The following is a 20,054-nucleotide window of genomic DNA, read 5'->3' on the forward strand; positions in this document are numbered from 1 at the left end:
GAAAAGCCACAGGCTCTAAACGGTCAGCGTTCATTTGTTGGATTGGAAATACTAAAGTATACCCTTCGGGTAAAAATGAATTTTGTCATAAAAGTTCTATTCTATTGAAAATACAGAAAGCTTCACAATTTATTTAGAGAAACGTGATGGGAAGTATTTCGTAAAAAAGATGGAAAACACATTAGGAGGTAAATAATTATGATGAACTTTTATTATGTTTTAGGTGCAAGTCTTCCATCATTAGGAGACCTTAAAACTTGGGTTACAACCGAAGGCGGTAACGCCGTAGCGATTGTTTTTAGTATTGTTTGGAGTCTATTACCTATTTAAACAGGACATTGGTAGATTGATTGGCTTTTTCGTTGCAGGAGCTTTTGTCTTTTTTGCAGTAGGAAATCCGGAACGACTTTTAGGTCAGTTGGCTGAAATTGCTTCAAAAGTTTTTGGGGGTAATAAATGAGAGCGTACAATTACAAAAAACGATGAACCATCCTATTACTCTATATAAGAATTTGGAAATTGAATATACCTGGCGGGTTAAGTTTGGTGCGAGGAACATTGTTACAGCGATATTCCTCGCGATGATCGCTTTTCGTGACTTCTTTAATAATATCGGATCAATTATCCCGGTTTAACACTTGTAATGTATATAGGAATCCCTTATTTATTAAGCGGATTCCTGATCAAACAAAAATACAACGGTAAGAAGATCCATCTTTTTCTCTTTGATTTTGCCAATTATTTTTTAAGTATATATATGCCAAACGAAAGTTTGCTAACGATCAAGAGGTTTTATATACGAATGTGGAACAAGTGACCTTTGAAGAAACAATTATAAAGAGAAAGGACGGGTATGACGATGAAGTTAAAAACACCGATCAAAAGCTTACACAACAATCTTATGCTGACAAAGTCGGTGAAATTTATGCTTACTATCGCATTAGCCCCGTTGTTGTGCCTCAGAGCAATAAAGAAAAAATAGAGGATCACAAAGCGGAGTTCCGGATTCTGTTTAAGGAGTTAGAAAAATATAAAGATATCCACTTAGAAATGTATCCGCAATATCTTGATTTAGAACAGCGGTTTGGGTCTTTAGAAAAAGACTTTCATCCAAGTACTTTAGAGATTGGCCGTTATTACAATTCCGAAGCGATAAAGCTTTTAAATCAAGAGCTTGGTCGTGTTACTCAACCGATTTTATTCTTGGGGTTCGCTTAAAAGGAAACTTACTTGAAGGATCAGAAGACATCAAAGGAGTTATAAAAACGCTTTTACGTCTGTCTCAGACGTTTTAGTAAATCTTTTGGGGATGGAAAGGGAAATGACCGCAGAATTTTTTCAACGGTTTACTGAGCTTGAAAAAGACCTTTTTCAACTGGTAGCAAGTGTTGGTGGAAGGCGGCTTACAGAAGATCAATTGATATATATAAATCGTTACAACTTTTTGAGAGACATAGATCATAGTGTTGTTGAAGAGCAAAAGAAACGTGGCCAAACAAATATTACTGATGCCATTATTGATCCGACAGAGCCAGGATTCTTAAATCTCCAAACGACGGAAGGTAAATGTTTATCAGCTTTATTGTAGTCGATGATTTCCCTGAAAACATGGAATACTCACACATTTTTCAACGGGCACAAATTTAAATTTCCCTGTAGAGCTGCATATAAAAGCTCAATATCAATCAAAAGAATCAACGCTTCGAAAAGTGGCTATCACGAAACGGCGCTTTAGTGAAACCCAAAGGATATGAATGAGGTGGATGAAACTGACAACAGACTTTATTCCGGACGTGAGTTGCTTGGCAAGTTGACCAACAAAATAAAGAATGACAATTTTCCATTTATGAAATGGGTAGCAGCATTTGTTGTTAGTGGGAAAAATAAAGAACAATGTAAACGCAGGGCAAGTGAAGTTATCCGGATTATGAAGCATTCGCATATTTATTGTGTTCGGCCAATTGCTGATCAATTGCAGCTCTTCTACAAATTTTTGCATGGTGCCCCGTTACAGTTTGAAAAAATTGGGTTCAGCAAACCACACATGAAGGTTTTGCAGAGAATCTTTTCAGTCTATCGAACCGGCTCGGTTCGAATGTCGGCTTTTATTTTGGAAGAGTAGACAAATTCACTGATAAAGTCCCTCTTGATCAATCTATAGCCAGTAGTCGGGATGTGGTACTGTTTCACCCATTTATCGCGAATGAAGGAATACCGGGGGCCATCACTGACAGTCCACATGTGAATATCACTGGAGCAACCGGGAAAGGTAAATCATTCTTAGTTAAAATGATCTTGCTATATTTATCGTTCTTGGATTGTCAGGTTTTAATGACTGATCCGAAAGTAGAAATCCGTAAATGGTTTAATAAAGCTATTAGTGACCCTAATATCCGGGCTAAGTATCCGATGTTTATAGAGCTAATTCGATCATTTCATTATGTCACGCTTGATGTTTCTAACAAAATAATTTCGGAGTTTTAGATCCTATTGTTTTCTTGCAAGGTTATGAAGCGAAAGAAACAGCTCAGGACATCATTGAGCAAATTTATGATCTTCATGGAAAAGATGATGTGAAAACGGAGATATTGAAATCTTTAGATATCGTTATTGAACAGAGGGCGAAAGGTGAGACCGTTGGTCTTATGAATGTTGTTGATCGTTTAATTCATAATGAAGAAAATCCTACAATTCGGAGTGCCGGGGAGCTGTTGGTTCAAATGGTTCAAAATAGCATTCTTCAATTGGTTTTCAGTTATGGGGACGCAGATGCTATTAATTTGAACAGTAAAGTCACTATCTTAGAGATCGCAGGGTTGGATTTACCGAATGAAGATGATGATCCACGATACTACAGTGACAGTGATAGAAAGAGTCTCAGTATTATGATTGGTCTCGCGAAATTCTGTGAGAAATTTGGCCGCCGGAGCCACGAAGATCCAACAGCCATTATTTTTGATGAAGCATGGACGCTGACTAAAGCTCGTGGTGGTAAGAGATTGATTAAGGATATGAAGCGTGTTGGGCGGTCTTTTAAGAATCAATTATATCTTGTTTCACAAAATATGGCTGACTCTGAAACCGATGATGATAAAGGGAATTTTGGGGCACGATTCGCTTTTGATAATGATGTCGATCGTCCTGCAATTTTAAAAACAATGAATCTTCCACAAACGAAAAAGAACGAAGAAATGGTTGCAAATATGGTCAAAGGGCAAGCGCTTTTTATGGATTTTTACGGTCGTGTCGGCAAGCTCTCAATAGATTGTTTATTTGAAGAATGGGTAATTGCATTTAAGACAGTTGAAAAGTCGCATTCTGCAAGGGCAGAGGAGGAACTTGCGTGATAAAAAAACTTATTGGATCTTTCGTTCTCATTGCTGTCATTGCTGGTATTACCGGCTGTGGAGGGGACAAAGAGAAATATGATGAAGAAATTAATCAAGTCATTAGCCTGCAAAATGAAAGATTACAGAAGCCAGGAGTTGTTAAAGATATCGACAGACTGAAGCGTGAAAATACAGAAATTCGTGTGTATCAAGATGGGAAGTATATTTCATTGTATTTTGAAATCAGAAAAGGCGATCCAATTAAAATGACTTATAAAAAACAAAAAGTGGTGAATATGACCTCTATCCCAATGGGGATGACGATTTAGGAGAGCCGGTGTACACAGAAAATATAGAAGGATAAATGTCTACAACGATGTGTAGACGAGGGAGGGAACCATGAAAAAAACCTCAAAGATAATTCTGTTTACTCTATCCATCATTTTTATCTCCTTTATTGGTTCTGCGGCTTTTGCTGATGATACCGCAAGCAAGGTGCAACCCAAAGATGTAAAACAGGGTGGAATTACCCTTGAAAGTAAGCGATACAGCTATGACCAATATGATGCTGTTACTGATGTAGAATCTAGCTGGAATCCTTTTTCTGAAGAATCATTAAACAAAATATGAACAGTCTTGCAAGTATCACTTTTGGACTAACTAAGATGGTTTCCGGTTTAGTCGATACTGGTCTTAACTGGTTATATAATATAGAAGTCGTTAATAAATTTGCTGATCGGATCGGGGAAATATCGACTCATATATGGGAGAACCTTTATGGAACGTTCGGTGTTCTGTTGTTTGTGATTGCTGTGTTGTATATTTTCTTTCAATACGTTGGTCAGAAAAACAGTATGAATGCAGGCAAGACAACATTTAGGTTAATTGCAGTCGTTGTTGTTGCTTTTGTTTGGTTTACAAATGTCGGCTGGTTTTTAAAAGTGATGAATAATTGGAGTGCTGAAGCACAAGGACTTGTTATGAAAGCGGGTACTACTATCACCAACGACCAAGAGATTCCTAAAGGCCAAGAATTAGAGGGATCTATTGCTCTTCTCCGTAATCAATACTTTGATATTTCAGTTTACAAACCATATTTAACTATGAACTATGGCACGACAGATGAATCTAAACTTACAAAAGACGATAAAGATAGAATTACAAATTTACTAGAATATAAGCTTAACAAAGAGGGATACGAGGAACGAAAAAGGTTGCTACAACAGAGGCTAATGAGCTTGGGAATACGATGATGGGGCAAGCAGGAATTCCAAACAAAGTTGGTATTGCCATTTTTTCGTTAGTCTTTGCTCTAATATTAGGAATTCCTTTACTGTTAGTGGCATTTGCTAATTTCGTTGTTCAAATTCTTGTCTTGGCAATAAGTGTAATACTGCCACTCAGTTGTATTATCTCTTTTTTACCGAACTTTGCAAATAGCGCTTGGTATGCGTTTGGCAGATTGGTTGGTACCTTTTTAATGAAAGCCTTTATTGGAATGATTCTCCTATTTACATTTTTGATTATTAGCATTACAGGAGACTTAATTCCAATGGATACACCTGATCAATATATGTTAAATGCTTTTGTAACAGGTCTTGCCATTATTCTAATGATTAAATATAGGGATAAGATCGTTGAATTTATCACAGCCGGCAGGGTAGTTTCAGTGGATGCTGGAATGGCAAAGCGTGCATATGAAAAAGGAATTCGCCAACCAGCAGAAAGAGCTACTAATATTGCTAGAACTGCGGCCTCTGCATATCTTTCTGGTACGGCAGCATCCGAGGCAGCACAGAATGCTCAAGAACGAAATGAAAACCGTGAGACAGGAGAAGATGAGAACAGCAGTGTATCTGCTAATGCAGTTACAAGTAATATGGACGATTCAGCAGATCGTTCAGAACTTCGTTCTTCACAAGAAGATTCTGCTGGTAAAGTCGTTAATATGAGTGACTATAAGGACAGTCGTCAGGATAGAACGGCCCAAAGCAGTTTGGAGAAAGATTCACATGAACAACAGGAGCTGGAAAGAACACAAGAAGGTTCCTCTGGTCATCGTCATGTAGGTAAAGCAGAATTAAATCGTGATGAACAACATCGAGAACCACAGAAAATAGATCAACCCGCACCAAAAGCAGAGACATTGAACCGTGAGCAATATCGTACTTCTCAAGCTCGTACTTCTCAAGATTCACGGGAGAGAAACCCAGAAGATATGTGGAGAGACTCATCTCAGCCTCGAGTTACATCATGGGATGAAAATATTCGACATGAGAGAAGTCCTCAATCCCAATCAGCCAGTCAAAGCAATTCGAATGATAGTGATCTTTCTAGTCTTGCAGCAATGGAGCCGCCAATGGATGAATATGAGACACAAATGTCTCAAAACTCAAAGTCAAATCAAATTCAGCCAACCGGTACAGAGGATAGACGTAGTGAACGGCGACAAGTGCAAGAACGGTCTGAAAATCACCTTCCTGAGAGTCCTAATCGGGCACGGGGTGAGTAAAGTATGAAGAAAATTCTTGTCATTGGCATCATTCTTTTTATAGTAGGATATACAGTTTTAGCGGGATTTATCCTACTGTTTGGAGCCGGAGATGATGAAGAAAAGGTCGGCTTTGACGAAAATATTTCAGGTACAGCGAAAATTAGTAAAGAAGTAGAACGTTATCGCCCTCTTTTTGAAAAGTACGCTGAAAAATATGGTCTTACAAAGCATATTGACATCATTATGGCCCTCGTCATGCAAGAGAGTGGAGGTCGTCATTTAGACGTTATGCAGTCATCAGAATCAATAGGGTTGCCCCCTAATTCTATTACAGATCCGGAATTGAGCATTGATGTTGGGATGAAGCATTTTAAAAGCGTTCTGAAAAAAGCCGGTGGTGATATTAAATTGACCCTTCAAGCCTATAACTATGGTAGCGGGTTCATTGACTATGTTAAAAAATACGGAGGGAAGTATACAAAGAAGCTTGCTTCTAGATTCAGTAAAGAACAGGCCACAAAGCTAGGATGGCCCAGTTATGGCGATCCCCTATATGTTGACCATGTTATGAGGTACTTAGATACAAACGACGGTGGCGGGAAACAAAAATTTGATTATGCCCAAGTTCACAACATTATGAAACAGTTTTTAGGTGATCCTTATGTGTGGGGAGGACGGACACCAGCGGCAGGCGGATTTGATTGTAGTGGTCTTATGGAATATGCTTTTGGTCAAATTGGTGTTGATCTTAATGGAAATGCAGCTACACAATATGAGAAGACCAAGCCAGTTCCCGATGATAAAGTACAACCCGGCGATCTAGTCTTTTTCAGCACATATGCGTCTGGTCCGACTCATGTTGGTATGTATGTTGGAGGGGGAAAATTTATCAATGCAAATGATAACGGAATTGAATATTCGAGCGTAGCTACTTGGAAAAAGCTTTACCCATACTTGGGATTCAGAAGAATATAGAAAGGGTGAGATTGTGGAAGAACAGCGGAAAAAGCATGGAATACGGCTTGTCGTTATCATTGCGGCCATTGCCGTGGCTTTAATGCTAATATACACCCAATCTTTAAAAAAGGATTTAGCAGCTGCAACAGAGCAAAAAAAGAACTATGCTGACCAGATCGACCGACTGAAAAAATTAGATCAATCAAAGGCAGCAGAGCTGAACCATGAGTTTATCAATAGATTTTTCACTTACAAAAACACGAAACAGCGATATGAAGACATCAAGCCACTAATGACAGAAAAAGGTTATCAGTCCACTTATCCGAGTGGCAGTAGTATTCCAAAAAAGGTTCTGATGTATCCTCTTCCATTTCTGGTTTACGTAGTTATGAATATCAATCGGATAAGCAGGAAGCTTCTTTTATGAACGAGTTTACTGTCCGTACCAGTTACAATGGTACAGCCAGCGAGCAGAAGATCGTCATAAAAACAAATTTGATTACTTTAGAAAATGGAGATTGGAAAGTAGATAATGTTGAATTTATGGCCAATGTAGGAGGACAGCAACCGTAAGACTAAACACGTTCAGGAATTACAGCAAAACGATGTTGTATATGAGCATTCTAACGCAATTAAATTGATTTTAATGAACAATCACCCATTAATTGCGTCAGAATCATCCTGAAAATTTTAGGGTACTGATATATTTATACTTCGTTCGTGAATAAGTGAGGATCTGAAAGTTGGCCATCTTTTTTCATTCGTGTTTTAGCTCCTTTTGGATCTTCCAGGACAGCTGCATTGTTCGGAATTCAAGCTTAAAAAAATTCCATAGCAACACTACAAAGAGTTTTTGCGGACACTATAAAACAATATATGATAGACCAACTAATAACAAATCGCAATAAGCCGATGAATGCGAAAATAAGAGCTATATGGAGGAAAGAAAAGATCGCCCCTTAGAAACAAAAGGGCGATTTTTTGATTATTTCCCAGATGCAAAATTGCTTCTCACGGCTGAAAATGATCGATTTTGAGGATTGGCTAAAAAATCAACTTCTCATAGTGGTTATTATGTAAACTAGAGATTTAAATGTTTAGATTTTGTATACATATTTTCTATGCCAAATAAAAAAATGCACTCTTATTTCGGGTGCATTTTTTGCGATCATATAGTAATAGTTGTCTTGAGACAAAAATGGTTTGACTACACTTTCTTCAATCAAGTTGCGTATCTTTCTGAAACTTGGTAAGGCGTGCTATCTTGGTATAGGTTGAACTTACCACCCCTGTTACACCTAACAATAAAACAATACATATTAAAGCTTTAGTTTTCATCCTGCCAACACACTCCTTTTGATTAAGCATCTTGCTTCAAATGCAGTACGGTAACATTCAATAGCATCATGCAGTTTCTCTGTTTTCTCTAACACTTTTGCTGCATCTAGTCCGTAATCTTCCATTTCAGCGTACATACCTTTCTCCTTGAAGAACTTAAATGATTCCCTCATCAAATCCATGTCATAGTCTAAGTGAAGCCCTTTAAGTAACTGCAACTTTGCAAGGTCATCTAAAGTCTGGTGTTTTTCAGCCAATTCTTTACCCTCAAAATATAAGTCATTTGCTGTCATTATGTTACCTTTCCTTGCTTCAACATATGCAAGATTAAAAGCAGCCTTAGACGAATAGATGCTGCTATCTTCCCTGTAAATTTCAAGGGATTTCTGTAGATGATTGGACGATCTCTCAAGTTCTTCAAGTTCATTATAGCATAAGCCAATGTTTAAATGAGAAGCCCCGATCAAAAACCCCTCTTCCATTTTCTCAGATTCAGCTAAAGCTTTTTGTAAATTATTCAAAGCCATTTCATGATGCAGTTGATCTGAATAATTACCTGCAATAATGAAATTGGTGCGAATGCATTTATCACCATAAGTGTCATATTGTTTGAAGATGTTGTATGCCTGATTAGCATAATCCATCGAAAACAAAGTTTGTTTCATATTGTAATAAAGTTCTGAAATTTTAAAATAAAACTCAGCTTTCTCTAACTCATCGCAGTTGAAGACTTCAAGTTTAATTTCTGCATTTCTATAATACCTTAAAGCATGTAACAATTCTTTTTGTCTAAAATGATACATCCCCGAAAAGAATTGATAATAGTACTCAAGCATACCTTCTAGTTTATTTCTTTCTCTAATTCTTTTAAACTCTTTAAATCGTTCTTCAAGATCACTACCTGAATCAGCATACAAATAGTCGAGTTGTAACTTGTGCCTAAACTCAAGTAATGAATAATAAACAAGAACGTCCTGGTTTTCTTCCATATTCTCGAGAAGTTCCCTGACTTCTTCTTTTGTTTCCTCAGCTTTATGTATCCAGTTATTCTTAAGTGAGTTGTACCAAAAATTCATCTTCGTAGCAACAAGATCATAAGGAATTGTCTCTTCTTTACTCAAACTTAATGATCCCCTTCCCATTTTTTAAATATTGTACCACAAATAGGTTAATGCAATATTGATTTTTTCCCTATCGTCCTTAGTCTGTTTTAATGATTCGAAATACAATAGCGAGAATTAAAATTCCAATTATCCCTATCACGTTGACAATTGTCTGGGCAGTTTCTTCTAAAAAAAAGTTAGATACAAAAGATCCTATAACAATAACAAAGAGTAAAGTAACCATAAAATTTTTCATGAAATATTCACCTTTCTAGAAAATTAACTATCCACTTAAATACTTATATAGTATATAATTACATGGAATGTTTGTAAATTACTTTAATAGGAGGGTTTTTATGGTTTCTAATTTTAAAACTTTTAAGTACATAATTATTTTTATGTGTACATGCTTATTATTTTCCACGGCGGTCTCTCTTCCAATGGCAAAAGCAGAAAGTCTTTCAAACGAAATTAATGCTGAGGCTGAACAACTCGAAAATGTTTTTGGTCCTTTTGCTAAATTAATTGATGAAATGCCTACGGATGTTGCGGAACGAGGGATTGAAGCAGGGGTTAAATGGCTAAATGAAAATAAAGGGTCTGACTTCAAGGATTTCAATTTTATTGCTACTGAAGAAGGCTTAAAAACTATTGAAATAAATAACAATCATACATTTAAAACACAGAGCTTTTTATCTTGGCCATGTCTTTCAAGTATAGGAAAGGCTCTTATTTCTAATGCTATACCATGGGCTAAGCTTTTAAAAGTGAAAAAAGCCGCAAAATTAATGGGTGGAATAAATACAATGGTTAAGACAGTTGTTAGAGCTTATAAACACCAAAGAAACTTAGGGCGTTCCCGAATGGGAGCACTTAAAAAGGCAATTCGAATCTCCACAAAAGCATTTCCTGGAGAAACACAAAAAGCATTATTGGAATTCTTTAATATAGGAGATGTCTTTTACCGTTGCTTTTAGAAATTTCATATAAATGAAGGCTGCTGTCGAGAAAATCACAGTAGCCTCCTTTTTCATTTAACGGGCTTAAGCCCGTTTTTCTTTGCTTAAGCAAAGAATGTATTAAGAATTGTTCATCTTGGTTTTCATATTTTTTAAGCGTATCCTTCCAATACCTCTTAGTTCCCTGCATAATGCCTCCTTTTTTTTGACGACTTCTAACATACATTTATAAACTTCCGGATTTACTTGCAGCGGATGCAGAAGCTACAGCTGCTATGTTCCTGTCCATTTTTTAACGAGTGAACAAAGATGAAAAAACCAAATACAAAACAACGCCAGGCGGAAAGGAGACATACGTCTCCTTTCGGCTTTTTCCCTTTTTGACCTCCGAAGCGTAAATGTCCCCAAGGCTTGTAGGGCCGGGGTCGGGCGAGCCTCGTTACTCTTCCCGACTCCGGCCCAACAAGCCGAGCTGACTCATCAAGGGGCGAAAAACTTTTTATCGAAACCCCGCTGCAAGCTGCAGCGGTGATAAAAACTTTTCCGGCTGAAACCCTTGACGAGTCAGCTATGGGGCATTTTCGCTCTACGTGTCAAAAAGGGAAAAAATAATCCCCCTTTGGGGAACTAATTCCCTTCGGAGTTCAAAAATGAAAAAAGGAGAGGAAACCAAATGAGCATTGAAATCTTTAAAGACCTAAAAGAATTGGAGAAAGCCTATACAGGATTTAATAAGACAAAAATCTATTTCAACGGGACCGTTTATGTTGAGTCAGAACAGCTTGCAGTCACTCTCTACGAAAATACGCTTATCGTCCGTACCCTTGATAATGCTTTAAAGCGCGGAAAAACAGTCATCAAACATACGGTATATTTTCAGAAAGGCTCTTTTGATGGCCAAGAAATCATGAATGAGTATATGTTCTTTCTGAAAATCAATTTTGCTGAATTGATTGAAAGAGCTATCGTAAACGATCTTCCGGACATTGATGACGGGAGCGTGAAAAACTTTCATGATAAGGAAAAGGCGGTGCGCGTCTTCAGCCCATTTGCAAAACCGAAAAGGGTTAATCCTCATTCAAAATGGACGATTGACAAGATCGCTAAAGCGATCTTGTCGGGGCAGGTAATACAAGGCGTTCAAGACATGGCGCTTACTGATGATTACGCTTATGACGCGGCGGTGAATTTCAGAAAAGGCGAGCTGTTGGACCTTTTGGACTTTGCCAAAGAGCTGACAGAGTCGCCTAGCGGATGGTGGCTACGGGTCGATGAGACAGAGGACAACAAAATCAAATTACGCGTTGCTTGCCATCACTTTGATTATCGAACTTTGTATGTCGCTGTTTAGGGGCGGAGACACCGCCCTTCCCCTAAAAAAATTTACTTAATGGAGGGTACAACATGATTGATACGACAACATGGCTAGGCAGGTTTATAGATGAGAAGGGTTTGAAGGATCAAGTTTATCGGGTGGATGTTGGCGGGCTAACGCACTTTATCGAAGCTGAGATTTTATATGAAGTCATTCTGTCAGCATCTAAAAGAGAGCAGGAGGTGGTCAAATACTCCCTCATGTGTATTGATTTCAGCAATGGCGACGTAAATCGTTATTTTTTTCAGCACCTAGCAAAAAAGTATATCGAAACAAATTTTCGAGGAGGTTTTTATGATGAATAATTCAATTTTGTTGTGGACGCACGGGCCTTATGATGATTTCGCGGAGGATGGAGAGCAGGGTATTTGCTTTAAGGTTAGAAAAAGTTGGCTATTTCATCTATTACCGCAGTATGGATATGCTGATTTATTAGACTTCTTGAAAAATTACAGTTGGGATGAGGCTGAGGAAATCATGTTACTGGCCGAAGGAGAAAATGAGATTTTGTATAAGAAGTGTTGGTTTTCGGGTGATGTCATTTCAAATCTGCTCATTGAAGCCTAATTTTTTTAAAAAAGTATTGAATAGTACTATTCAAAAAAGGAGAGATCATAAATGAATAATGTTTCACTTATTGGCAGACTTACAAGAGATCCGGAACTTAAATATACACCGAGCGGGAATCCCGTCGTTAACTTTACAGTGGCTGTAAATCGGACTTTTACCAACCAGCAAGGCGAGCGACAAGCCGACTTTATCAACTGTCAGGCATGGAAAAAGCTTGCCGAGAACATCGCAAATTTTCAGCGAAAAGGGTCTTTGATCGGAGTATCCGGACGCTTGCAAACAAGCTCATATGAGAAGGACGGCACTAGAGTTTATAAAATAGAGGTTGTCGTTGAAACAGCTGAGTTTTTAGAACCAAAGAAAAAACAATCAGGCAGCTCACAGTCAGCTGACAGAGACTTCCGGGAACCAATGGGGTTTGTTCCAGGCGCTGATGATGACGAAATTCCGTATTAAGCTAAGGCACGCCCCTTTTGGGGCGTACCAATTCTATATAAGGAGAGAACAAAATGTGTGAATATATCGAATTGCAACGGAATGAAAGAGAGTATATGCTTTTAAAAGAACTGAAAAAGTATTGTCGTGATACATTAGGCATTTCATATGAATGGTTTTTACAGGGCTATACGTTTGACGACGTGGCGTTTATAGAGAATTATTTTTCAGACCTAAACCATTCACAGCCCTGCCCGGATTGCAAGCATGGAAGGCTTTACCGTCAGGCGATCAAAGAAGTCAAAATTTATATTTGTGATACCTGTCCAGCTGTAGAGTTAGGATTTCGGCGGGATTACGACAAGGAAAAGGCAATAAAAAAAGCTTTTGATTTTTTCATGAACTTGTAGCAATCGGGGGCTTTTACCCCTCACCTATAAATTTTTTGAGCCCCGAGAGAAAATCAATGAATGAAACCTTTGTTCTTTTTTTAACGTAAAAATAGAACCTGAAGGACAGGAGGATTAATTGTGGCTATTAAACTTATGAAGTTGATTTCGGTCGTATATTGGCTTGTTACGTCAATTGATTTTTATAGACAATCGACCGCAGATTCCTTCTCAAATCATAATCTTACGTTTGCACATGCTATTTGTTGCGTAATGGGGATACTATCCCTCTTTATAAGTACAGACGGCTATCAGGGGCTAAAACAAATCACTCACTGGATCATTTTTAATTTAATTGGAGTTATTGCAGTGTTTATTGTCTCTCATTATGACATTATCCAAATCATTAATAATTTTTTTGTATTTTGAAATGCTGGCTCCGTTTATTCTTGGCTATGACGTTCCCCTTCCGGTGCCGGGCGACAGCTGAAGGAGGAAAACAAGGTGCGAAAAATTCATTATCACGATTGGGGCCAATGTTATTATTATTTAGTTAACCTTCTAAAAAAGCGTGGCGAAGCCATCCCCGACGACTTAAAGGAATGGCCAACGAGAGAGATAGTTAAGGAGATCGAGAAACGCAGTCTAGTAATGGAGGGGAAAGGCTTATGAAGAAAATAGCAGGATACAGTTTGTCACTTGTGTTGCTTCTGGGCGTCTTGGTGAGCTGCAATAAAGCAGCAGACACACCGCCGACAGACGTGACAACGGTAGCCGAACAGCAGCAGGAACAGCGTTTAATTTCCGCTGAGGTCGTAAATGTTGTAGATGGAGACACCATAGACATAAGGATGAAGAGTGGAAAGAAAGAGCGCGTCCGTTTTATTTTGGTTGATACCCCTGAGACTGTTCATCCTAAAAAGGGAGAAGAGCCATTCGGATGTGAGGTGTCAAACTTCACTAAAAAGACACTCAGCGGCCAGAAAGTTGATCTAAGGCTTGGAGTTCAGGAAAGGGATAGATACGGACGGCTCTTGGCTTATGTCTATCTGAAGGACGGGACAATGATAAATGAATTGTTGCTACAGAAGGGGCTTGCGCGTGTCGCCGTATTCCCTCCAAATACTGAATTTATCGATCAGTTCCGAGACATCGAGAACAAAGCTAAAAAAGAACATAAAGGAATATGGAGTCAGTAAAAATAGACCACGTCTTGTGTGAGGCGGGGTTCTCGTCTGACTTATTACAAATAGAAACTTATAATCTGGACATGCTGTGATTTTGTTGATACAATCGAGGTGTAAATGAATACAATGTATGTAAATGAGTATAATGTATAAAAAAGAGACTATAATAAAGAAAAAGATCGAAGATGCTGGTAACATCTCCGATCGGCGATAGGAGGCTCCTGTAAGGGAGTTCGGCCTTGATCCAAAATTTAATTTTTTAAAGTAAGAACGTCAAGATTGGTAGTCGGGGCGTTCTTACTTTTTTTTGTTCGAGAAACTATGGGCAAGCGTCAATATCCCAACAATCAGGATTCCAAATTGAAACATCAATCCAAGTGCGCTTTCTACAGCCATATTCTCACCTCCCCTCTTTCTGGAGGTGAGCCGAACGCCCCTACAAAGCCGAATCTATCGCTAATTTTTACTTTATAGGAATTTTCTGAAAAACACAAGACTTCCATCCCTTTTTGAGAAAGTTCAAACTTTCTGTTCCCACCGATATATATCAGTAGAGTGTGACATTTTAAAATGAAGACCAGATCCCTTTTTAAGGATCTTTGTATTTGGAATATTGCCTGTGGTATATCATTCACGAAAACATTTAAAACTCTCTCAGAAAACAAAAGAAGGAAAAACAACATGACCCACGGCTTTCACCGTAGGTCTGTCAATTAAGATTCATTGATTAAGATTTCATCGCATTCTACGCATTTTACCGCGATTTCCTTTTTAGAAGATAACACGCGCAGGCTGCACCTAGGGCAGATCCATTTAAACTTTCTAGGCTTTTTTTCTTCCTGCTGTTCTCCGGATTCATTGTCGCCAGCCCCGCCGTGAAATCCTTTTCGTGCAATACTGAAGGATTTAGGGTTAATCTTTAATGATTCAATCTTTTTCTTTGTGACCTCTGTCAGCTTTGGAAAAGCCCATCCATATTTTTTATCTGGTTTGTCGTCAGGGAAGTAAAAGCCGCGCCTCTCGCATTCAGTTTTAAATCTTTTGTTATGATAGGTGCCGTTGCGGGAGCAGTCTTGTATGTTGTGAATTCCATTGTAGAGGTGAACCATTTCGTGAAGCATCGTGTCCATAGTTTCCATGAACTCAATATCGAGGTATTCGGCTGCGATGTTCAATTCATACCGTCGGTTTTTCCCTTCCTTGTCGCGCCAGACTTCTTTTGTCGTACACCATCCCATAGATTTACGGTTTCCACTTGTTTGAATGGTGATTGCTGGTTCAGGCAGTTCACCATTGAAAAAGGCATCATTTAACTTCTTGAAAGCGACATGCAGTTCATTGATGGCTGCTTGAATATTAGTCATGAGGAGCGCCTCCAATCTTCATTTACATTAGTAGGGTTGAACCTATCGAAAAACCCCATTTATACATGTTTATTCTCTTTCATTGATTGATTTACTTACAGAAATAGAATTTAATAGGTTGATAACCAATCCCCAAACCTCACTAGATGCCTTTATTTCATACTCATTCATCAAAGGAATATAAGCTTCAAGACCTTCTTTTAAACCTTCTTCAGTGGCAAAATAACTCTTCACGGCATGGTCAAACTCATTTACATGCTCGATGACAAATTCCCAATCTTCCTTGTAAATTTCTAATTTTCGCATGTACTGTCCTCCTATTGATCAAAGTGTTTGGATACACTTCTGTTTTCTTGTCATCTAAATCAATCTCGATAAGTGCCAAAAAACTATACCCTCACAAATCTCTTCTTTACGAATGACTTTTCATCAGCATGATCTTACCTTGTTTTTGCTCTATTTTATTGACGTATGCAGATAAAAATTTGTCATTAATTTGTTCCGGTATGTAACCGATCCGGTCAGCAATAATGTTTTCGATCACCCATACCTTGCGAGTGGCTTTTTCGTACTCCTTGTAGCTTTCTTGATGGAACTGATTAAGCTGTTTATCGCTTTGTCCGGCCTGTTCAGCTCGATGAATGTTAAGGCGACTATTATATACATTTGAACGGTACTTACGGGCGTATCTTAATAGATAGATGAGTTCAATTGTTTTGGATTTTAATAATTCAAGAGTCGATTTAAAAATGTCAGCCGGATCAGGTTCATAGGAGAGCGAATGTTTTTTTCGTTGACCGTTTTCCGAGATGTCGTCAAGCTTGAGGGCCATTTCACAGTATGAGCAGTAATTTGAAGCAAGTTCTGTACCACAGTAGGTGCATGTTTTCAATTAAGCTCACTCCTTAATTAAATCTTTTGAATAGCCTTCTAATGTTTTTAGTAATTTCTATTAAAATTCAATTGCTTCCTTTTAACTGGTATTCAAAAAAATAATTCAAAAATCGGTATATTTAAAAATGATATAAAAATTAGACATCCTATGCCAGATATCGCTAATATACTTCCTATACAAGATAATAAGAAGTTTAATCCTATTAATATAATAGAGATATAACGCTTTGTAGATTCATGCCACTGTTTACTGAATTCAGCTATAGGTGAAATAATTATATTTAAAGTAAGAATCCACCCTGATAATTTAGTAAGGTTTAAAAAAACAACAAGGACATCCTTATCTAACCTATTAAAAGGTATAGTGATCCAGTCGTCACTAAACAAAAAACGAAGCCCTCTAAAATTCGTTTCCGGATAAAAGTCTTGAGGTATCTTTATTTCTAATAAAAAAATGATTATAACTATAATCGAAAACCAAGGAAAGATGCTATAAATCAACTTTTTTGTTAACCCCTTTGATCCTTGACTCTCACAGAAATAGTTGTTTTCTTTCATGTTTTCTCCTCTCTAAAAAAACTAAATCCACTCAGCTATTGCTTTAATCATCCTCATCGTCAAAATCCAAGAAGTTATCCTGTGCAAACTGTAAAACTTTCTTATTCTGTATGAACGGTGCTGTCTCTGTCTCCTCGTTGTCGCCGATCTTTTTGGCCTCATCTTCTTGAGAAGATAGGCGAACAGCTTTAGCTGGTTCCCTTAGAAGTTGTATAGCTATTTGTCCGATAAGGTGCCGGACTTCCTCACTCTCAAGTTTCTTTTTTTCTCTATAAGTTAAATCATTAGGAAGAGGAACGACAATACTGTTCCTCTTCTTATTGGTGAGCGCTTCTGTTTCTATGATATTGATTAGCCGATCAGCAATTTCGCTTCCAAACTTTCGGCCATGTTGCTTTTTTAATTTGTTGATCTTTTTGATAACGACCTCTGGCGTATCAACAGGCAATCTGAATTGAATTAAGTCCTTTGGTTTGATTTCTTTCATTGTTTATCATCACCTTTATTGGGCAGTTACGGGATTTTCAGACTTTGGTAACTTTATTTCCTTGCTTTGGCAGTAGATTGTTAGGATTTTGTAGTAGGCCCGTGCAATCATCCAAATGCTGTTATCGACTTTAGGAAATTCAAAAGGGAATTTTGCATCTTCTTTATTAAGTTCTATTAAATAATTTTTTAGAACAACCGAGCCGCCACCAATATTGTATGCTTTACGGATATCGGGAACATTTCTCCAAATGCTTTTAATTAGCTTATATTCTTCGTTGGCAAGTGTAGATAATTCCTCATCTACAATGTCTTTAATGCTTACAGCTTGACCTGCGACATAGATTGTATTTTTTTCCTCAACGTCAGCATTTGTGATTATTTCAACTAGGTCTCTACGGCTTTTAATGTTGTAACGGTGCTGAGTATACACTTTTTTAATAATGTTATCTAAAGCTCCAGAAACGCCTTTTTTGATACCATCACTAAATTCGTTATCAACTTGAGCTTCTTTTGTTATGATCGCACTATCAGTTGAAAGGCCACCAATGTCATTGATTAAAATTGTTTTACCAATGATGCTTTCATCTTTTGTAGATCCATCATTATTAGTTGTAAGATCAATATAAGCTGCAAAGCCTTCAGTGTTAACCAAGACATTTTCAAAAGAAATTTCAACAGTTATTCCTTCATAAATAGGAGTGTTTAAAAACGTCACCTTATGATTTCCAGTTCTTATTTTCTTTCGAAATGCTTTATTTAATCCCCTTTTCGTTTCATCCATTGGAAGACCTGTAGAGAGTAAATACTTAGCTTTTATGACTTTGTCTTCATCAACTTTAAGATTTTTAGCAGCATCGAGGGCCAATGTAGTAAGCAACATAATTATTGCTTGATCGTTTTCTGATTTGTCAGTGTCTGGTGTTAATTCTTCATTTACTGTTTGTTTGCTTGCTAGCTTTCCGACTGCTACTTTTTGAACATCCTTTTTTAATGAGGTGCTTTTTATTTCAACATGAATAGCGTCTAAAGGGTTTTTTTCCATTTCTACAATAGAACGGCTTTCTAACTTTGCAACTACATTAGGTATGTAGAGCTGATCTTCGTCTTTAAGGCCTCCTAAATATGCTTTAACTGCATCATTACCAATGTCTACACTTGCTAATCTCATGAATGATTCCTCCTCTTATATTCTTAACTTAATTGTAAACAAAATGTATACATTAGTCAAGTGTTAATGTAAACAAAATGTATACATTTTCAAAACAATAAAAAACCCCTATCAATAGGGGTTTACGAATCTATTAAAAAGGTGTATATTAGTTTTAAAACTTCATACATTTACTAGATTTCAAGAAAAATCGTTTTACATAAAAGAAAGAGCGTTGCGCCAACAACACTCTTTCAGATCAGCTAGCCCTTCGAGTTCCCCAACTCGCTAGCTTAATTGGATAGGTCATAGAAGACCTGTATTCATGTTTTGATAAAGAATATCTGTCCCTATAATAGCAATAAACCCGCTTAAAAACAAGCTTTTTGTACATATTTTGGACAGTTATTTTTCATCAAAACACGACACTTTTTCCAGTTAAGATGGATGTTGGAACCGCTTGGGCTATGCTCAGGCGGTTTTTCTATTTGTCTAGTACGGAGAGCAATGATCTTATCCTCTACGATAAAAAAAAGGTGTCAGGGGGTTAGCTGGAGCCAATTTCAAAAAGTCTAGCGTGTCGGGCGATCTTGCTTCATGGATTGTCAGGCAGGGACGGTATGTTTTGTTCCTTTTCGCCATTGGGGAAAAAAGCGTGTACAAGCCATTGTATGCGTGATAAAAGCTATAAAGTAAAAGGAGGGTTGGACACCATGTCTGTTCGTTCTTTGGACGTACAGAGGGGCTGTGAGATGATCTAGAGATGTTTCTAGTGAAGCTAAGGGAATGGTGCAGTTAATAAGCTCACAGGCGAAAGCAAAACGATGAAGCGCTATACATACGGATACCAAACGGATACCTGAACTCGGTATACCGAGTTTGTCAAAGTGCAGTTTTCTCCCATCGATCAAGGGGAAAACTGCAACCAGCCGTTTCCAGCCGTTGTCCTAGCCTGGAATCCGAGTTTGCCAAAACCTTAAATCAAAAACAAGGAAAAACCAATTATTTTCGTTGATTTTTTCTTAAATTGACATTGTTTTATAAACTTAAATATTAAAAGGTATGGAGTACTCTTAATTTTATTCGGCCTTAGATCTCCTCAATTTTAAATGATTGGCTTTCAGCTTTTTAGGTAAAAAGGCATAGGATCTCCTTGCAAAATTAGGCCCTGAATAGGTCTTGATTTCATAAGTTGAGGTGATATAATCGTGGTAATAAGGTGGTAATTTAAAGGTATCAAAACCACCAGATCTATGTAGTGTGGAAGGTGGCACATCAATATTTCTCTAAGGACTCGCTCGTGACTTCCCTCTTTATCACGTAGTAAGAGGGAAGTCACGAGCGAGTCCTTAGAGAAATATTGATGTGCCACCTTCCACACTACATAGATCTGGTGGTTTTGATACCTTTAAATTACCACCTTATTACCACGATTATATCACCTCAACTTATGAAATCAAGACCTA

General features: G+C 37.7%; 30 protein-coding genes and 1 pseudogene. 23 read left to right on the forward strand and 8 right to left on the reverse strand.

What is annotated here, in order from left to right; genetic code table 11:
• Positions 1-198: 198 nt before the first annotated feature.
• The 15 genes from HOO54_RS24630 to HOO54_RS01020 all read left to right on the forward strand — a co-directional run bounded on the left by HOO54_RS24630 (position 199) and on the right by HOO54_RS01020 (position 7,353).
• Positions 199-330, forward strand: a complete 132-nt coding sequence (locus tag HOO54_RS24630; protein ID WP_301539263.1) for a hypothetical protein — start codon at positions 199-201, stop codon at positions 328-330.
• Positions 331-346: 16 nt separating this feature from the next.
• A complete protein-coding gene (locus tag HOO54_RS25025) occupies positions 347-460 on the forward strand; it encodes a TcpD family membrane protein (protein WP_375335795.1) in 114 nt (37 codons plus the stop codon).
• 183 nt (positions 461-643) lie between these two features.
• Complete coding sequence (locus tag HOO54_RS25030; protein ID WP_172292138.1) at positions 644-817, forward strand: hypothetical protein; 174 nt, start codon at positions 644-646, stop codon at positions 815-817.
• Positions 814-1,218, forward strand: coding sequence for a hypothetical protein (locus HOO54_RS00965; RefSeq protein WP_172292140.1), 405 nt, complete (start codon positions 814-816; stop codon positions 1,216-1,218). Before HOO54_RS25030 ends, HOO54_RS00965 begins: the two co-directional genes overlap by 4 nt.
• A 103-nt stretch (positions 1,219-1,321) precedes the next feature.
• Positions 1,322-1,588: a hypothetical protein gene (locus HOO54_RS00970; RefSeq protein ID WP_172292142.1), complete on the forward strand. Its 267-nt coding sequence runs from the start codon at positions 1,322-1,324 to the stop codon at positions 1,586-1,588.
• A gap of 171 nt (positions 1,589-1,759) precedes the next feature.
• On the forward strand, positions 1,760-2,122 hold the full coding sequence (locus HOO54_RS00975; protein ID WP_172292144.1) for a hypothetical protein: 363 nt from the start codon (positions 1,760-1,762) through the stop codon (positions 2,120-2,122).
• A gap of 53 nt (positions 2,123-2,175) precedes the next feature.
• On the forward strand, positions 2,176-2,484 hold the full coding sequence (locus HOO54_RS00980; RefSeq protein ID WP_172292146.1) for an ATP-binding protein: 309 nt from the start codon (positions 2,176-2,178) through the stop codon (positions 2,482-2,484).
• Positions 2,485-2,498: 14 nt separating this feature from the next.
• Complete coding sequence (locus tag HOO54_RS00985; RefSeq protein WP_172292148.1) at positions 2,499-3,347, forward strand: ATP-binding protein; 849 nt, start codon at positions 2,499-2,501, stop codon at positions 3,345-3,347.
• Positions 3,344-3,658 carry a cystatin-like fold lipoprotein gene (locus tag HOO54_RS00990; RefSeq protein ID WP_309244852.1) on the forward strand — a complete coding sequence of 105 codons (315 nt, stop codon included), beginning with the start codon at positions 3,344-3,346 and terminating at the stop codon, positions 3,656-3,658. The genes HOO54_RS00985 and HOO54_RS00990 overlap by 4 nt, the downstream gene beginning before the upstream one ends.
• A gap of 70 nt (positions 3,659-3,728) precedes the next feature.
• Positions 3,729-3,959: a hypothetical protein gene (locus tag HOO54_RS00995; RefSeq protein ID WP_172292150.1), complete on the forward strand. Its 231-nt coding sequence runs from the start codon at positions 3,729-3,731 to the stop codon at positions 3,957-3,959.
• Positions 3,956-4,582, forward strand: coding sequence for a CD3337/EF1877 family mobilome membrane protein (locus HOO54_RS01000; protein ID WP_172292152.1), 627 nt, complete (start codon positions 3,956-3,958; stop codon positions 4,580-4,582). Before HOO54_RS00995 ends, HOO54_RS01000 begins: the two co-directional genes overlap by 4 nt.
• Positions 4,582-5,841, forward strand: a complete 1,260-nt coding sequence (locus HOO54_RS01005) for a hypothetical protein (RefSeq protein WP_172292154.1) — start codon at positions 4,582-4,584, stop codon at positions 5,839-5,841. The genes HOO54_RS01000 and HOO54_RS01005 overlap by 1 nt, the downstream gene beginning before the upstream one ends.
• A 3-nt stretch (positions 5,842-5,844) precedes the next feature.
• Positions 5,845-6,798, forward strand: a complete 954-nt coding sequence (locus HOO54_RS01010; protein WP_172292118.1) for a bifunctional lytic transglycosylase/C40 family peptidase — start codon at positions 5,845-5,847, stop codon at positions 6,796-6,798.
• A 13-nt stretch (positions 6,799-6,811) separates the two neighbouring features.
• Positions 6,812-7,207: a hypothetical protein gene (locus tag HOO54_RS01015; protein ID WP_172292156.1), complete on the forward strand. Its 396-nt coding sequence runs from the start codon at positions 6,812-6,814 to the stop codon at positions 7,205-7,207.
• Entirely contained in the window at positions 7,204-7,353 is a 150-nt protein-coding gene (locus HOO54_RS01020) for a hypothetical protein (protein WP_172292158.1), read from the forward strand. The genes HOO54_RS01015 and HOO54_RS01020 overlap by 4 nt, the downstream gene beginning before the upstream one ends.
• A 761-nt stretch (positions 7,354-8,114) precedes the next feature.
• Here the strand turns inward: HOO54_RS01020 and HOO54_RS01025 are convergent.
• Positions 8,115-9,239, reverse strand: a complete 1,125-nt coding sequence (locus HOO54_RS01025; RefSeq protein ID WP_253907584.1) for a response regulator aspartate phosphatase — start codon at positions 9,237-9,239, stop codon at positions 8,115-8,117.
• 338 nt (positions 9,240-9,577) lie between these two features.
• Here HOO54_RS01025 and HOO54_RS01030 point away from each other — a divergent pair, with 338 nt between their 5' ends.
• From HOO54_RS01030 to HOO54_RS01065, 8 genes and pseudogenes are all read left to right on the forward strand, one after another.
• Entirely contained in the window at positions 9,578-10,198 is a 621-nt protein-coding gene (locus tag HOO54_RS01030) for a hypothetical protein (protein ID WP_172292078.1), read from the forward strand.
• A 655-nt stretch (positions 10,199-10,853) separates the two neighbouring features.
• Positions 10,854-11,531, forward strand: coding sequence for a hypothetical protein (locus HOO54_RS01035; RefSeq protein ID WP_172292080.1), 678 nt, complete (start codon positions 10,854-10,856; stop codon positions 11,529-11,531).
• A gap of 53 nt (positions 11,532-11,584) precedes the next feature.
• Complete coding sequence (locus HOO54_RS01040) at positions 11,585-11,860, forward strand: hypothetical protein (protein WP_172292082.1); 276 nt, start codon at positions 11,585-11,587, stop codon at positions 11,858-11,860.
• Positions 11,853-12,122 (forward strand): hypothetical protein, encoded by a 270-nt coding sequence (locus tag HOO54_RS01045; protein ID WP_172292084.1) that lies wholly within the window; start codon positions 11,853-11,855, stop codon positions 12,120-12,122. Before HOO54_RS01040 ends, HOO54_RS01045 begins: the two co-directional genes overlap by 8 nt.
• Positions 12,123-12,173: 51 nt before the next feature.
• Positions 12,174-12,500: pseudogene (locus HOO54_RS01050) on the forward strand (single-stranded DNA-binding protein); the annotation flags it as partial.
• 134 nt (positions 12,501-12,634) lie between these two features.
• Positions 12,635-12,970 carry a hypothetical protein gene (locus tag HOO54_RS01055; RefSeq protein WP_172292088.1) on the forward strand — a complete coding sequence of 112 codons (336 nt, stop codon included), beginning with the start codon at positions 12,635-12,637 and terminating at the stop codon, positions 12,968-12,970.
• Positions 12,971-13,090: 120 nt separating this feature from the next.
• On the forward strand, positions 13,091-13,378 hold the full coding sequence (locus HOO54_RS01060) for a hypothetical protein (protein WP_172292090.1): 288 nt from the start codon (positions 13,091-13,093) through the stop codon (positions 13,376-13,378).
• Between the two features lie 239 nt (positions 13,379-13,617).
• Positions 13,618-14,148, forward strand: a complete 531-nt coding sequence (locus tag HOO54_RS01065; protein ID WP_172292092.1) for a thermonuclease family protein — start codon at positions 13,618-13,620, stop codon at positions 14,146-14,148.
• A 285-nt stretch (positions 14,149-14,433) separates the two neighbouring features.
• Here the strand turns inward: HOO54_RS01065 and comI are convergent, their stop codons facing one another.
• From comI to HOO54_RS01095, 7 genes are all read right to left on the reverse strand, one after another.
• A complete protein-coding gene (gene comI, locus HOO54_RS23965) occupies positions 14,434-14,532 on the reverse strand; it encodes a competence inhibitor ComI (protein ID WP_241657006.1) in 99 nt (32 codons plus the stop codon).
• A gap of 317 nt (positions 14,533-14,849) precedes the next feature.
• The gene (locus HOO54_RS01070; RefSeq protein WP_172292094.1) at positions 14,850-15,500 is read right to left on the reverse strand and encodes a SprT-like domain-containing protein; all 651 of its coding nucleotides are present in this window, start codon (positions 15,498-15,500) and stop codon (positions 14,850-14,852) included.
• 69 nt (positions 15,501-15,569) lie between these two features.
• The gene (locus HOO54_RS01075; RefSeq protein ID WP_172292096.1) at positions 15,570-15,806 is read right to left on the reverse strand and encodes a hypothetical protein; all 237 of its coding nucleotides are present in this window, start codon (positions 15,804-15,806) and stop codon (positions 15,570-15,572) included.
• Between the two features lie 106 nt (positions 15,807-15,912).
• Entirely contained in the window at positions 15,913-16,392 is a 480-nt protein-coding gene (locus HOO54_RS01080) for a hypothetical protein (protein WP_172292098.1), read from the reverse strand.
• A gap of 92 nt (positions 16,393-16,484) precedes the next feature.
• On the reverse strand, positions 16,485-16,952 hold the full coding sequence (locus HOO54_RS01085) for a hypothetical protein (protein WP_172292100.1): 468 nt from the start codon (positions 16,950-16,952) through the stop codon (positions 16,485-16,487).
• Between the two features lie 43 nt (positions 16,953-16,995).
• Positions 16,996-17,439 carry a hypothetical protein gene (locus tag HOO54_RS01090; protein ID WP_172292102.1) on the reverse strand — a complete coding sequence of 148 codons (444 nt, stop codon included), beginning with the start codon at positions 17,437-17,439 and terminating at the stop codon, positions 16,996-16,998.
• Positions 17,440-17,454: 15 nt separating this feature from the next.
• Positions 17,455-18,609, reverse strand: coding sequence for a ParM/StbA family protein (locus HOO54_RS01095; RefSeq protein ID WP_172292104.1), 1,155 nt, complete (start codon positions 18,607-18,609; stop codon positions 17,455-17,457).
• Between the last annotated feature and the right edge of the window lie 1,445 nt (positions 18,610-20,054).

The organism is Bacillus sp. WMMC1349 (assembly GCF_013155385.1).
In the GTDB taxonomy this organism is placed as follows: Bacteria; Bacillota; Bacilli; order Bacillales; family Bacillaceae; genus Bacillus.

What these genes read in the sequence shown, in the direction of transcription:
- HOO54_RS01065 (WP_172292092.1), top strand. Translation starts at nt 13,618, where the DNA reads ATGAAGAAAATAGCAGGATACAGTTTGTCACTTGTGTTGCTTCTGGGC.
- HOO54_RS01005 (WP_172292154.1), top strand. Translation starts at nt 4,582, where the DNA reads ATGGGGCAAGCAGGAATTCCAAACAAAGTTGGTATTGCCATTTTTTCG.
- HOO54_RS01070 (WP_172292094.1), bottom strand. Translation starts at nt 15,500, where the DNA reads ATGACTAATATTCAAGCAGCCATCAATGAACTGCATGTCGCTTTCAAG.
- HOO54_RS01010 (WP_172292118.1), top strand. Translation starts at nt 5,845, where the DNA reads ATGAAGAAAATTCTTGTCATTGGCATCATTCTTTTTATAGTAGGATAT.
- HOO54_RS00995 (WP_172292150.1), top strand. Translation starts at nt 3,729, where the DNA reads ATGAAAAAAACCTCAAAGATAATTCTGTTTACTCTATCCATCATTTTT.
- HOO54_RS01020 (WP_172292158.1), top strand. Translation starts at nt 7,204, where the DNA reads ATGAACGAGTTTACTGTCCGTACCAGTTACAATGGTACAGCCAGCGAG.
- HOO54_RS01075 (WP_172292096.1), bottom strand. Translation starts at nt 15,806, where the DNA reads ATGCGAAAATTAGAAATTTACAAGGAAGATTGGGAATTTGTCATCGAG.
- HOO54_RS01030 (WP_172292078.1), top strand. Translation starts at nt 9,578, where the DNA reads ATGGTTTCTAATTTTAAAACTTTTAAGTACATAATTATTTTTATGTGT.
- comI (WP_241657006.1), bottom strand. Translation starts at nt 14,532, where the DNA reads ATGGCTGTAGAAAGCGCACTTGGATTGATGTTTCAATTTGGAATCCTG.
- HOO54_RS01095 (WP_172292104.1), bottom strand. Translation starts at nt 18,609, where the DNA reads ATGAGATTAGCAAGTGTAGACATTGGTAATGATGCAGTTAAAGCATAT.
- HOO54_RS00970 (WP_172292142.1), top strand. Translation starts at nt 1,322, where the DNA reads ATGACCGCAGAATTTTTTCAACGGTTTACTGAGCTTGAAAAAGACCTT.
- HOO54_RS01085 (WP_172292100.1), bottom strand. Translation starts at nt 16,952, where the DNA reads ATGAAAGAAAACAACTATTTCTGTGAGAGTCAAGGATCAAAGGGGTTA.
- HOO54_RS01035 (WP_172292080.1), top strand. Translation starts at nt 10,854, where the DNA reads ATGAGCATTGAAATCTTTAAAGACCTAAAAGAATTGGAGAAAGCCTAT.
- HOO54_RS01090 (WP_172292102.1), bottom strand. Translation starts at nt 17,439, where the DNA reads ATGAAAGAAATCAAACCAAAGGACTTAATTCAATTCAGATTGCCTGTT.
- HOO54_RS01040 (WP_172292082.1), top strand. Translation starts at nt 11,585, where the DNA reads ATGATTGATACGACAACATGGCTAGGCAGGTTTATAGATGAGAAGGGT.
- HOO54_RS01045 (WP_172292084.1), top strand. Translation starts at nt 11,853, where the DNA reads ATGAATAATTCAATTTTGTTGTGGACGCACGGGCCTTATGATGATTTC.
- HOO54_RS01055 (WP_172292088.1), top strand. Translation starts at nt 12,635, where the DNA reads ATGTGTGAATATATCGAATTGCAACGGAATGAAAGAGAGTATATGCTT.
- HOO54_RS24630 (WP_301539263.1), top strand. Translation starts at nt 199, where the DNA reads ATGATGAACTTTTATTATGTTTTAGGTGCAAGTCTTCCATCATTAGGA.
- HOO54_RS25030 (WP_172292138.1), top strand. Translation starts at nt 644, where the DNA reads ATGTATATAGGAATCCCTTATTTATTAAGCGGATTCCTGATCAAACAA.
- HOO54_RS01000 (WP_172292152.1), top strand. Translation starts at nt 3,956, where the DNA reads ATGAACAGTCTTGCAAGTATCACTTTTGGACTAACTAAGATGGTTTCC.